The organism is Marilutibacter penaei (genome assembly GCF_014145395.1).
Classification (GTDB): Bacteria; Pseudomonadota; Gammaproteobacteria; order Xanthomonadales; family Xanthomonadaceae; genus Marilutibacter; species Marilutibacter penaei.
The window spans coordinates 199,372-211,934 of sequence record NZ_JACHTE010000001.1 but is presented as its reverse complement, the minus strand read 5'-3'; the positions used below and the strand labels follow the sequence as shown (position 1 = coordinate 211,934).

Genomic DNA, 12,563 nt, shown 5'->3' with positions numbered 1-12,563 from the left:
CTTCGCGGCGCTCAGTCCGCCACGCACCTGAAGCCGAGGTGGCAGGTCGAGGTATCGACCGGCTGCGCCATGCGCGCCGCGGGGCGATAGCGGCGGCAGTAGTTCGGCGCGCACAGGTGGGAGCCGCCCTTCATGACGCGACGCGGGATCCTGACCGCCGGGTTGCGCGGGTCGATGCTGGCCTCGGCGGTGCCGCCGCGCGGGTTTTCCAGCGTGCAGCAGGCGTGCTGTGGAATCGCGGTGTGCTCCTGGTACCAGTCGGTGGTCCACTCCCAGACATTGCCGGCCATGTCGAACAGGCCGTGTCCATTCGGCGGGAAGCTGCCGACCGGCGCGGTCCCGGCATGGCCGTCTTCCTCCAGGTTCTGCCACGGGAACTCGCCCTGCCACGTATTGGCCATGTGCGCGCCGCCGGGCACGAAGTCGTCGCCCCAGCAGAACTCGGCGGCATCCAGGCCGCCGCGCGCGGCGAATTCCCATTCGGCTTCGGTGGGCAGGCGCTTGCCGGCCCAGGCGGCATAGGCGGCGGCGTCCTCGAAGGCGACATGCACCACCGGGTGGTCGCCCTTGCCGTCGACCGAGCTGCCCGGACCGTGCGGGTGGCGCCAGTCGGCGCCGGCCACGTAGTGCCACCAGTGGTAGTGGTTGCGCAGGTCGACCGGCCCGGGCGTGGGGATGAAGACGACGGAGGCGGGCGCCAGCAGGGCCGGGTCGGCGCCCGGGTAGTCGGCGGGATCGGCCGGTTGCTCGGCCTTCGTCACGTGGCCGGTGGCCTCGACGAAGCGCGCGAACTCATCGTTGGTCACGCAGTGGCGGTCGATCCAGAAGCCGCCCACCGAAACCCGGTGCGCAGGCGCCTCTTCGGGGTAGTGCTGGTCGGAGCCCATCAGGAAGGCACCGCCCTCGATCCAGGCCATGCCCGGACGCTCGGCCGTGGGGGAAGTCTCGTTCTGCATCGTCGGGGACGGGTCCTTGGGCGGAAGGTCCACTCTACGCGAGCGCGTCTTCAGCCGGGGTCAGGGCATGGCGCGGAGCATCTGCCCGACCGCATCGATGATGAGCTGCGTGGCCAGCGCGACCTGCAGGATGCCGAGTACCGCGCTGACGATCTTCAGCGGGACCGGTCCGATCCACTTCATGATGAAACGAACGCCAAGGAACGCCAGCAGGTCCAGGACCATCACCGCGACCGCGAGTCCCAGCACGGACGCCGAGCGCGAAGCGTCCTGGCTCAAGGCCATCGCGGCGATCACGGCGGCAATGCCGTACGGCGTCACCGTGACGGGGAATACCAGGTGCATCAGCGGCGACGAGGTGGCCTGCTCCGGCGACGGGGCCGCCGGTGCGCGGTACTGCACCAGTACGAGCTGGATCGCCACCAGGAAGAACACCAGCCCCGCCACCAGTTGCATGACAGCAACGTCGATCTGCCATTTGGCCAGGATCGCCGCGCCGATGCTGCCGGCCAGCAGGATCGCGATGACGCTGAGCCCGAACATCTTCAGCCCCAGCCGGCGCACCGCCGGGGCGTCGAGCGTGCGGGTCGCGGCGAAATAGGCCCCCATCGCCTTGAATGGCCCCAGCATGATGAAGAAGAGCAGGAACAGCTCGTCGTAACCGAACCGGTAGCCCGTGCCCGCCAGCGGCAGGCCCGGGGCGGCGGCGATCAGCACGACGGCGAGCGGGACGGTCTGCATGGCGACACCTCCTTCCGGTGGGGCGGCGGTGGGTTCAGGACAGCTCGGCCGGCACCGGCTCGACCTTCTTCTTCTCGTCCATCTCCTCCGCGGCATCGAGGTCGCGTTCGAGGAAGTAGTTGAGGAAGGTGCGGATGACCGCGATCGCGGCCAGTTGGCCGATGTCGTTCCAGTCGGGCGAGATCACCGTGCGGACGATGTCGGCGGCGAGCATGAACTCAAGGCCCAGCAGCAGCCAGCGGGCGAGGCTCAGCCAGGCCGCGCGCCGCGCGCCGTGGCTGCCGCGCCGAACGCGCAGTGCAGGGGCCATGCGGAGCAGGGCGTCGATCGCGCCGACGAGGACCGTGAGCACGGAAAGGGCTTCCAGTGCGAGGGCGATGTATTCGCTGGCCTCGCGGAGCATCTCTTCCATCATCCACCTCGCTGTTGGCGACGCCGGCCCGCGGCCGGGTCATGGACGGTGGCCGAACGGCCGTGGGCCGCTGCGGCAATCCCCGGCGCCACTCTGAAGGTCGCCTGAGGAAGACCTTGTGAAGAACGTGCGACGGTCCCGGGTCAATCCGGCGCGAGTTCGACCACCTGGCGGATCGCCTCGCCGCGCGCGAGGCGGTCGAAGCCGGTATTGATCTCGTCGAGCGCCAGCGTGTGGGTCAGCAGGCGATCCACCGGCAGCCGGCCCGCGCGGTACAGGTCGATGTAGCGCGGGATGTCGCGCGAGGGCACCGCCGAGCCCATGTACGAGCCGCGCACGCTGCGCTCTTCGGCCACCAGGCTGACGGCCGGCACGCTGAACATGCGGTCCGGCGGCGGCAGGCCCACGGTGATCGTGCTGCCGCCCCGTCGCGTCGCCGCATAGGCCTGGGCCAGCACGCGTTCGTTGCCTACCGACTCGATGACATGCAGGGCACCGCCGCCGGTGGCCTCGCGGATGGCCTCGACGGGGTCGCCATCGCGGGCGTCGATGCAGTGGGTGGCACCCAGTTCGCGCGCGAGCGCCAGCTTGTCGGGCTGCACGTCCACCGCGACCAGCGGGTGCGCCGAGGCGGCCACCGCGCCAATCAGCGCCGCCAGGCCGACCCCGCCCAGGCCGAACACCGCCACGCTTTCGCCCGGCCGCACGCGCGCGGTGTTGACCACCGCGCCGACGCCGGTCATCACCGCGCAGCCGAACAGCGCGGCGGTGCGCGGCGGCAGGTCGGCGTCGATGCGCACCGCCGAGCGGGCCGACACCACGGTGGCCTCGCTGAAGCAGGACACGCCCAGGTGGTGGTGCAGCGGTCCGGTGCCGTCGCGCCAGCGCAGGCCGCCGGCCAGCAGCTGGCCGCCGGCATTGGCCACCGCACCCGGCTCGCACAGCGCCGGGCGCCCTTCGGCGCAGGGCGCGCAGTGGCCGCAGGTCGGCACGAAGGAAAACACGACGCGGTCGCCGGGCTGGAAGCCGGCTGTCCCAGGTCCGACGTCGATCACCTCGCCGACTGCTTCGTGGCCCAGCACCATCGGCATCGGACGCGGGCGCGTGCCCTCGATCACCGACAGGTCGGAGTGGCAGAGGCCGGCGGCGAGGACACGCACCCGCAGCTCGCCGGGGCCCGGGTCGGCGAGTTCGAGGGTTTCGATGCGCAGCGGCCGGGATTCGGCATAGGGGGCGGGGAGGGCCATCCCGCGCAGCACGGCGGCGCGGACCTTCATGTCGAACTGCCTTCGTCGGTCGCTTCGATACGGATGCGCTCCAGGCAGTCCCGGATGCGTTGCGGAATCGGCTGCGACCGGCGTGTCTCGCGGTCGACGAACACATGCACGAACCAGCCCTCGGCGGCCGGTGCTTCGCGCCCTTCGCGGAACAGGCCGATGCCGTAGCGCACGCTGGAATTGCCGAGGTGCTCGACGCGCAGGCCGGCCTCCACGGTTTCCGGGAAGGCGATCTCGCTGGCGAAGCGGCAGTGCGATTCCGCGCACAGGCCTATCGTGTCGCCGCGGTGGATGTCGAGCCCGCCTTCGCGGATCAGCCAGGTGTTGATGACGGTGTCGAAGTAGCTGTAGTACTCGACGTTGTTGACGTGGCCGTAGACGTCATTGTCCTTCCAGCGCGTGGGGATCGGCAGGAAGTGCCGGTAGGCGTCGCGGCTCACGGGGCCTCCGGGGTGGACGCGGGGGTCGGCGGGGTCTCGCGCCCGACCAGCAGCACGCAGGCGGCGATGCCGACCAGCAGACCGACCCAAGGCGCGAACAGCGCCAGCGCGGCACCGGTCAGCAGCGCCGCGCCGCGGGCGATGTTGTCGCGCGGGATTGCCATGCCGATGTAAGCGCAGGCGAAGCCGGTCAGTACGAGCGTCAGCGACAGCGCGATGCCGAGCAGCGGCTTCAGCGCGGTCAGCAACGGCAGCAGGAAGTAGATGAAGGGCAGGCCCATCAGGTAGTAGGACATCAGCCCGCTGTGCAGGTCGCGCATGGCGCGCGGTCCCTGCTTCCAGCGGTTGGCGACGATCACGTGCACGCCGGTCCACAGCGTGCCCTGGGTGGTGAAGAACGGCGCGACCAAGGCGGACGCGGCGTTGCGGATCGCCAGCACCAGGTGCGAGCGGCCCGGGTTGATGTCGACCGGATCATCGGGGCGCGACGGCTGGGCCTCGCGCAGCACTTCGTTGCCGGTCACCCAGTCGCCGAACTGGATCACATAGGTGATCAGGACCAGCGGCAGGCCGGCGAGGTACATCTCCATCGGCGGCCAGCCGATGCTGAAGGGCGACATCTTCGCCACCGCGTCACCGACCGGCGGCAGCAGGAGGCCCCATTCGACCTCGTACTGGACCTCGCCGACCAGCGGGCCGACGATGGCTGCGGTGAGGAAGCCTGGCAGCAGTCCCAGTGCGGCGAGCACGCCCAGTGAAGGCCGCCGCTCGATCAGTCGCCGGAACGGCAGCGAGAACACGCAGACCAGGCACACCAGGCAGGCGACGGTGGTGGTGATCGGCTGCGCCATCAGGAACTTGCCGGCATCGTCGACGAAGACCTGCTTGAATGCCGACAGTGCGGCGCCGAGCAGGATGCCCGCCTTCAACGTCGCCGGCATCCACGCCATCAGGCGCGCGCCCAGTCCGCTGACGCCGAGGAACAGCACCAGCGCGGCATACGTCAGCGTCAACGCGGTCATCGCCTGGAAGCGCGCCACCGGATCCGGGAAGCCGCCGATCACGTAGGCCAGCGCGAGCGGCAGCGCGGCGGTGGTCCAGCCCGGCGCATACGGTTCGCCGAACACGTAGAGCGAGATGACCAGGAACACGCTGTACAGCAGCACGCAGGCGACGGCTTCCTCGAAGCCCATGCCGAAATAGCCGCCCAGCACCGGCACCAGCGCCAGGCCGGTGGCGGTCGCGACCAGGGTGCCCTGCAGGAATTCCGGCCACAGCAGTTTCGAATGCAGGAAGGGCAGGCGGAACACGAAGGGCCCCCAGCGCCAGCCCGGCGTGGGCGTGGCCTGCGTGACGGCGTGGCGTGCATCGGACATGCGTGCTTCCCCTTGGTTCGGGCCACGGGGCCCGGTGGATTCAGAACCGCCCTTCGACCTTCTCGAACACGGTGTTGCGAAGTGCGACCAGGCGTGGACCGAAGTCGCGGATCAGGCGGTCGCGCGTCATCACCGAGATGCGCCCGCTGCAGTTGAAGGCGAGCACGCGGCTGCGGTCGGCCGACACCATCGGCACGCCGACCGCGAACACGTCGGGGTTCCACTCGCCCATCGAGAAGCAGAACCCGTAGGTCTCGTATTCCTCGCGCGCGCGCAGGATGCCGTCGCGGATGCGCGGCCAGTCTTCCGGCTCGATCTCGCCTTCCAGCTCCCGGAGGCGGTGCTGGAACACGTCGAGCGGACGCGAGGCCAGGTCGGCGCGCCCCAGCGCGGTCGAGCCGTGCGGCACGCGCGCCCCGGGCGACAGGTTGAGCTGGAAGGTCGGGTCGCCCTGGCAGACCTCCAGCACGACCATGCGCAGTCCGTCGGCGGCGCCCAGCATCACCGCGGACTGGGTGTACTCGGCCAGTTCGCGCATCAGCGGGCGCGCGACCGAGACCACGTCGTTGTTCTTCATGTAGGCGTGGCTGAGGGCCAGCACCGCGGTGCCGAGCGCGTACTTCTCCAGCGTCGCGGAATACTCCAGGTAGCCCATCGAGGCCAGGGTGAAGGTAAGCCGCGACACCGTCGGCTTCGGCAAGCCGGTCTCGCGGGCGATCTCCTGGTTGCCCAGGTAGCGCTCGCCATGCTGGAAGCAGCGCAGGATCGAGAACGCCCGCCCCACCGCATTCACGAACTGCGGATGCGTGGCATCGATCGGCAGGCTGAAGGTCTGGCTGTCGCGTTTGGGGCTGCCCATCGAGGCTCCGGTCGGTTCGGCGGCCGGGTGGGTGCATCCTTGATATCCACCGTATTCCGCAATATGGAACTATGTTCCGAATTACAGAAGGATGGTAGGACGCCGTCGTGCGGTGATCAAGCCCCTTGAGAGCCTTGATATATGTTGCTTTGCACAACAAGTCCCATGCCCTGGGGTATTGAATGGGCGGCGGAGTGCAGCTAGATTGGATTCAATTTTAGAAACTAAGTTTCATAATACAAAATATAAATGGATACGCGACGTACCCTGTTCAATCTTGATGGCCGCACCGCGCTGGTGACCGGCGGTTCCCGCGGCCTGGGCCTGCAGATCGCCGAGGCGCTCGGCGACTACGGCGCACGTGTGCTGGTATCGGCGCGCAAGCAGGCCGAGCTCGATGCGGCGGTGGCCCACCTGCGCGGGCGTGGCATCGATGCCGACTGCTTCGCCGCCGATGGCGCGAACCCCGAAGGCGTGGAGGCCCTGGCCGAAGCCGCGATGGACCGGCTCGGCCAGGTCGACATCCTCGTCAACAATGCCGGCACCAGTTGGGGCGCGCCGGCCGAGAGCCATCCGGTCGAGGCCTGGGACAAGGTGTTCAACCTCAACGTGCGCGGGCTGTTCCTGCTCTCGCAGCAGGTCGCGCGCCGTTCGATGATCCCGCGTGCCCACGGCCGCATCATCAACGTCGCGTCCATCGCCGGCCTGCGCGGCAACCCGCCGGGGGCGATGAAGACCATCGCCTACAACAGTGCGAAGGGCGCGGTGGTGAACTTCACCCGTGCGCTCGCGGGTGAGTGGGGCGTCCATGGCATCACGGTCAATGCATTGGCGCCGGGCTTCTTCCCGTCGAAGATGAGCGAGGTCCTGATCGAGAAGCTGGGCGAAGACGCGCTGATGGGCAACGCGCCGTTGCGGCGGCTGGGCGGCGACGAGGACCTGAAGGGTGCCGCGCTGCTGTTCGCTTCGGACGCGGGCGCGCACATCACCGGGCAGGTGCTGGCCGTCGACGGCGGCTACACGGCGGTATGACGATGGACGACCTGCGCGGCAAGTCGGTGGTGATCACCGGGGCGGGCTCGGGCTTCGGCCGCGCGTTCGCGCTGCGTGCGGCCGCCGAGGGCATGAAGCTGGTGCTGGCCGACATCCAGGCCGACGCGCTGGACGCGACCTGCGCGCTGTTGCCCGCGGACACCGAGGTACTCGCGCGGGTCGTCGACGTGGCGGACGGTGCCGCGGTCGAGGGCCTGGCCACGGACGCGGTCGCCGCATTCGGGCCGGTCCACCTGGTGTTCAACAACGCCGGCGTCGGTGCCGGTGGGCTGCTGTGGGAAAACAGCGAGGCCGACTGGGCCTGGGCGCTGGGCGTGAACCTGTGGGGGGTGATCCACGGCATCCGCGCCTTCGTGCCGCGGATGCTGGCCTGGGCCGATGCGGATCCCGCTTATCGCGGCCACGTGGTCAACACGGCGTCGATGGCCGGCCTGCTCAATCCGCCGCTGAGCGGCGTCTACAACGTCAGCAAGCACGCGGTGGTGTCGCTGTCGGAAACGCTGCACCACGACCTGGCGCTGGTCAGCGACCGCGTGCATGCCTCGGTGCTGTGCCCCTATTACGTGCCGACCGGCATCGCCCATTCCGCGCGCAACAGGCCGACGGGCCAGGCCTGCGATGCCACCCGTTCGCAGAAGGTCGCCGAGGCGCTGGTGGAGAAGGCGGTGGAGTCCGGTCGCGTCAGCGCATCCGATGTCGCGGCGTTGACGTTCGAGGCAGTGCGCGAAGGACGTTTCTACATCGTGTCGCACCCCAAGGCGCTGGGCGCCGTGGTGCAGCGCGCGGAAGCGCTTGCCGCACTGGCGCCGCCGGACGACCCGTTCGCCGGCCGCGCCGGCCTGCGCGAGTCGCTGCGAGAGGCATTGGCGGGATGAACACATTGGACAGGGTCGGTGCGGGATGCGATGACCGGGGAAGTGGCAACACGCAGGGGAGTGCGAGCGCGGGATGGCCGGCATGGACGATGACGGTCGACTGCACGAGGCATCGGTAGGTTTCAACCAGACGCGCGATCGTCCAACCGGCCGGAACAGGCCCGGACATGCGGTCGCAGGCTTTTCATCCTTGGGAGGGATGCATCATGGTTCAAGCAGTCACCAGACGTACCGCGCGGGGCGCCGGTCCCGGCCGCACCACCCTGTCCCTGTCGATCGTGCTGGCATTGGCGATGCCCGCCATGCCGGTGTTCGCGCAGGCGGCATCCGACGCCGATGAGGCGACCACCCTCGACCGGATCACCGTGACCGCCCAGAAGCGCGAGGAAGTGCTGCAGGACGTGCCAATCTCGCTGACGGTCGTCCCCGAGCAGGTCATCCAGGACGCCGGCATCCGCGACATCAAGGACGTCCAGTTGCTGGTGCCGGCGTTGAACGTCAGCAGCACCAGCAACGAAGGCCAGACCACCGCGCGCATCCGCGGCGTCGGCACCGTCGGCGACAATCCCGGCCTCGAATCCTCGGTCGGCGTGGTGATCGATGGCGTGTACCGGCCGCGCAACGGCGTTGGCTTCGGCGACCTCGGCGAGGTCGAGCGCATCGAGGTGCTGAAGGGGCCGCAGGGCACCGTGTTCGGCAAGAACACCTCCGCCGGCCTGATCCAGGTCATCACCAAGCGTCCGCACTACGAGCAGGAGGCGGAAGGCGAGATCACCGTCGGCAATTACGGTGCGATCGGCCTGGCCGGCGCCTACAACGACAACCTCGGCGACAACGCCGCGTTCCGTGTCTACGCGGTGAAGCGCGCGCGCGACGGCGTGACCGACGTGGTCACCGGGGCCGGACCGCGTACCGAGGACGAAGACGGCAACATCAACTTCCACTCCGTGAGGGGACAGTTGCTGATCGAGCCCTCGGACAGCGTCGACATCAACTTCATCGCCGACTTCACGTCGCGCGACGAGAACTGCTGCGTCGGCGTGACCACCACGCGCGGCCCGGCGGCGGCGATCGTCGACGCGCTGGCGGGCGGCGAGGGCACCCTCCCGTCGCCGGATCCTTCCGCACGTGTCGCCTACAGCAATCTCGGCACGCGGACGGACACCGTCGACAAGGGCCTGTCGATGGAGATCAACTGGGACACGCCGTGGTTCGGCGATGCCACCTTGACCTCCATCACCGCCAGTCGCAGCTGGGATTCGACCAACGAATCGGATATCGACTTCTCCACCGCGGACATCTGGCGTCGCGAGTACGGCGACGATCTGAACTCGGTCACCTTCGATACCTTCAGCCAGGAGTTCCGGCTGACCGGTGCCACCGATCGCCTGGACTGGATGGTCGGCCTGTTCTACAGCGACGAGGACGTCATCCGCCGCGACTCGATCAAGATGGGCAGCGTGTACGAGCCCTACCTCTCGATTGCGTTGCTGAACAACATCGCCGCCTCGTTCCCGCCGGGCCTGGTGAACACCGCGGGCGGCGCGACCTTCCTCGCGGAGGCGGGTGGCCAGCCCTACGGCACCAGCTTCGCGGGTCGCGGCTCGCACGACCGCTTCGACCAGAACGCCAAGAGCACCGCCGCGTTCACCAACATGACGTTCCATGCGACCGATGCGCTCGACCTGACCCTGGGCCTGCGTTACACGCAGGAAAAGAAGGAGGTCGACAGCCTCTACTCGAATCCCAACGGCAGCCCCAGTTGCACCGCCGGCTTCACCAACCCCAACCAGGTCGCACAGGCGCTCATCGCGCGGGGCGTACCGGCACAGTTCGTGGGCGGCATCGTGCCGACCGTGATCGGTTACATGTGCCTGCCGTGGGCCAACACGCTGTTCAATGGCCTGTCGACCCACCAGGAACGGGAAGAGAAGGAGTGGTCCGGCACGTTCAAGGCGGCATACCGCTGGAACGAGGCGCTGATGACCTACCTGTCGGCGTCGCGCGGCTACAAGGCGGGTGGCTTCAATCTCGATCGCGTGCAGATTGGCATCACCCCGAGCACCGATACCGCGTTCCCGGGCGAGTTCGTGGATGCGTACGAACTGGGTGCGAAAGCGACGCTGCTTGACGGCAACCTGCTGCTCAACGCCGCGTACTTCAAGCAGGATTACAGCGACTTCCAGCTCAACAGTTTCCTGGGGTCGAGCTACGTGGTCCGCTCGATTCCGGAGCTGAATACCTACGGCATCGATACCGACGTGATCTGGCAGACGGGCGTGGACGGCCTGACCCTGCAGGGTGGCCTGACCTGGCTGCAGGCGGAGTATGGCGACGATCCGTTGCCGGATGCCGCGCTGTCGCGCCTGCCGGGCGCCACGCCGGGCTTCGCCCCGGAGTGGCAGGGCAGTGCGGCGGTCAGCTACGAGTGGGGCTTCACCGACAACCTGATCGGTCGGCTGTTCCTCGGTGCGAAGTACACGTCCGAGCAGAACACCGGTTCCGACCTGGCGCCGCAGAAGAACCAGGAGGCCTACACGCTGGTGAGCGGACGTTTCGTCGTCGCCCAGGCCGACGACCACTGGTCGGTGGAACTGTGGGGCCAGAACCTGACCGACGAGACCTACAAGCAGGTCGGTTTCGATGCGCCGCTGCAGACCGGTTCGTACAACGCGTTCATCGGCGCGCCGCGGACGTACGGCGTGACGTTCCGCGTGAAGTACTGATCGGCCAGCTCCGGGAGGAGGCGCCACCTGCCGGGATGGGGGTGGCTCCGCCCTTCTGACGACGTCCTGTCTCTAAGTCGGGTCGCCGGGCGTCCTGCCCGGCTCTCCGCCACCCCCATCCCGGCAGCCGTCGCCTTCGCGACCAGCGCGAGGATCCCAGCTATTCGCGCGCCCGCTCCCGCGCCTGCAGTTCCCGCCACTGCACCTTGCCGGTGCCGCTCTTGGGCAGGCGATCGACGAACTCCACGACCTGGGGGGCCTTGTATGCCGCCATGTGCGCGCGTGCCCAGGCGATCACTTCGGCCTCGGTCGTCGACTGGCCTTCCGCCAGTACCGCCACCAGCTTCACCCCTTCCCCGCGCTGCGGATCGCGGATCCCGATCACGCAGGCTTCCTGGATCGCCGGGTGCGCGAACATCAGGCTTTCGACCTCGGCTGGCCACACCTTGTAGCCCGACGCATTGATCATCCGCTTCAGCCGGTCGACGATGAAGAAGTAGCCCTCGTCGTCCACGTAGCCCAGGTCGCCGGTACGGAAGAAGCGCTCGCCTTCGATGTCGACGAAGGCCGCGGCGGTCGCCTCCGGGTGTTGCCAATAGCCCCTGAAAACCTGCGGGCCACGGATCAGGATCTCGCCGACCTTCCCAGGCGGCAGGATCGCCAGCGTGTCCGGGTCGACGACGACCGCATCCGTGTTCTGTACCGGGATGCCGAGGCACTGTGCCTTGGGCCGGTGCACCGGGTTGGTATGGGTGGTCGCCATGGTTTCCGACAGGCCATACCCCTCCACGTAGGGAATGCCCCACAGGGCCTGGATCCTCTCCGCCACCGCCTTCGGCATCGCCGCGCCGCCGCCGCTGAGGAGGGTGATCGAGGACAGGTCGCGCTCCGCGAGCCCGGGCTGCGCGAGGAAGTCGAACAGCATGGTCGGGATGGCGGTCCAGCTGGTGACCCGGTAGCGCTCGATCAGCATCGCCGCGCACTGGCGGTCCCAGCGGGTCATCACCACCATCGTCGAACCGTCGTGGATGACCGCGTTGACACCGGTCTGCAGGCCGGTGACGTGGAACATCGGCAATGCGCACAGGGCGATCTGGTCCTTGGGCAGGCGGCAGTACTCGCGACAGCCGATGGCCGAAGCCAGCACGCTGCGGTGCGTGTGCATGCAACCCTTCGGCGCGCCGGTGGTGCCGGACGTGTAGACCAGGAAGGCGAGGTCGTCGGGCGCCACATCGACGGGTCGCACGGGCATTGAACCGGATAACGCGTCAGTCCAGGGTGTCGCGCCGTCCACTGCGATCGGAGCCTGAGAGACGGCATCGGGGACCGGCAGGTCGGTGTCCGGCGCAAGGTAGTCGCGGTAGCAGGCCACCACCGCGTGTTCGATCCCGTGGCCGAGCAGGGGCATCATGTTCGGCGCGAGTTCCTGCGAGAACAGCGCCACCTTCGCGCTGCTGTCGACTGCGACGTGACGGACCTCCTGGACCAGGTTCATCGTGTTGACCGGCACGACCACGCCGCCGATGCGGAGGATCGCGTAGGTGGCGATGACGAACTGCGGGCAGTTCTGCATGTACAGCAATACCCGGTCGCCCTTGGCGACGCCGCAGGCGTGCTGCAGGTGGTCGGCCAGGCGTTCAACCTCGTCCAGGAGGCGGTCGTAGCGGATCTCGCTGCCGTAGTAGGCGATCGCGGTGCGCCCGGGGTAGCGGGTGGCGGCCACCTCGAGGTTGTAGCCGATCGATGTCTCTGGAATGGCCATGTCCGGCGGCAGGCCGGGCGGCCAGTGCGTGGCGTTCTTGTGCATGCGTCCCCTCCCGTGGCGTCTGGCGCGCCCTGTAGTCGTTA

The 12,563-nt window shown here is 68.5% G+C and carries 11 protein-coding genes; 3 read left to right on the top strand and 8 right to left on the bottom strand.

Annotated elements, in window-relative coordinates; all coding sequences use genetic code 11:
- Positions 1-11: 11 nt before the first annotated feature.
- The 7 genes from H4F99_RS00855 to H4F99_RS00825 all read right to left on the bottom strand — a co-directional run bounded on the left by H4F99_RS00855 (position 12) and on the right by H4F99_RS00825 (position 6,061).
- Positions 12-956 carry a formylglycine-generating enzyme family protein gene (locus H4F99_RS00855; RefSeq protein WP_246371176.1) on the bottom strand — a complete coding sequence of 315 codons (945 nt, stop codon included), beginning with the start codon at positions 954-956 and terminating at the stop codon, positions 12-14.
- Between the two features lie 60 nt (positions 957-1,016).
- Positions 1,017-1,697: a MarC family protein gene (locus tag H4F99_RS00850; protein WP_182667822.1), complete on the bottom strand. Its 681-nt coding sequence runs from the start codon at positions 1,695-1,697 to the stop codon at positions 1,017-1,019.
- 34 nt (positions 1,698-1,731) lie between these two features.
- Complete coding sequence (locus H4F99_RS00845; RefSeq protein WP_182667821.1) at positions 1,732-2,109, bottom strand: DUF1622 domain-containing protein; 378 nt, start codon at positions 2,107-2,109, stop codon at positions 1,732-1,734.
- Positions 2,110-2,252: 143 nt separating this feature from the next.
- Positions 2,253-3,386: a zinc-dependent alcohol dehydrogenase family protein gene (locus H4F99_RS00840; protein ID WP_182667820.1), complete on the bottom strand. Its 1,134-nt coding sequence runs from the start codon at positions 3,384-3,386 to the stop codon at positions 2,253-2,255.
- The gene (locus tag H4F99_RS00835; protein ID WP_182667819.1) at positions 3,383-3,826 is read right to left on the bottom strand and encodes a thioesterase family protein; all 444 of its coding nucleotides are present in this window, start codon (positions 3,824-3,826) and stop codon (positions 3,383-3,385) included. The genes H4F99_RS00840 and H4F99_RS00835 overlap by 4 nt, the downstream gene beginning before the upstream one ends.
- Complete coding sequence (locus H4F99_RS00830) at positions 3,823-5,202, bottom strand: hypothetical protein (RefSeq protein ID WP_182667818.1); 1,380 nt, start codon at positions 5,200-5,202, stop codon at positions 3,823-3,825. The genes H4F99_RS00835 and H4F99_RS00830 overlap by 4 nt, the downstream gene beginning before the upstream one ends.
- 40 nt (positions 5,203-5,242) lie before the next feature.
- Positions 5,243-6,061, bottom strand: a complete 819-nt coding sequence (locus tag H4F99_RS00825; protein WP_182667817.1) for an IclR family transcriptional regulator — start codon at positions 6,059-6,061, stop codon at positions 5,243-5,245.
- Positions 6,062-6,310: 249 nt separating this feature from the next.
- Between H4F99_RS00825 and H4F99_RS00820 the strand changes: the two genes are divergently transcribed.
- The 3 genes from H4F99_RS00820 to H4F99_RS00810 all read left to right on the top strand — a co-directional run bounded on the left by H4F99_RS00820 (position 6,311) and on the right by H4F99_RS00810 (position 10,715).
- Positions 6,311-7,093: an SDR family oxidoreductase gene (locus H4F99_RS00820; protein ID WP_182667816.1), complete on the top strand. Its 783-nt coding sequence runs from the start codon at positions 6,311-6,313 to the stop codon at positions 7,091-7,093.
- A gap of 2 nt (positions 7,094-7,095) precedes the next feature.
- Complete coding sequence (locus tag H4F99_RS00815) at positions 7,096-7,989, top strand: SDR family oxidoreductase (protein WP_182667815.1); 894 nt, start codon at positions 7,096-7,098, stop codon at positions 7,987-7,989.
- 206 nt (positions 7,990-8,195) lie between these two features.
- On the top strand, positions 8,196-10,715 hold the full coding sequence (locus H4F99_RS00810) for a TonB-dependent receptor (RefSeq protein ID WP_182667814.1): 2,520 nt from the start codon (positions 8,196-8,198) through the stop codon (positions 10,713-10,715).
- Between the two features lie 160 nt (positions 10,716-10,875).
- Here H4F99_RS00810 and H4F99_RS00805 read toward each other — a convergent pair whose 3' ends face one another.
- Positions 10,876-12,522, bottom strand: a complete 1,647-nt coding sequence (locus H4F99_RS00805; protein WP_182667813.1) for a long-chain-fatty-acid--CoA ligase — start codon at positions 12,520-12,522, stop codon at positions 10,876-10,878.
- Positions 12,523-12,563 lie beyond the last annotated feature (41 nt).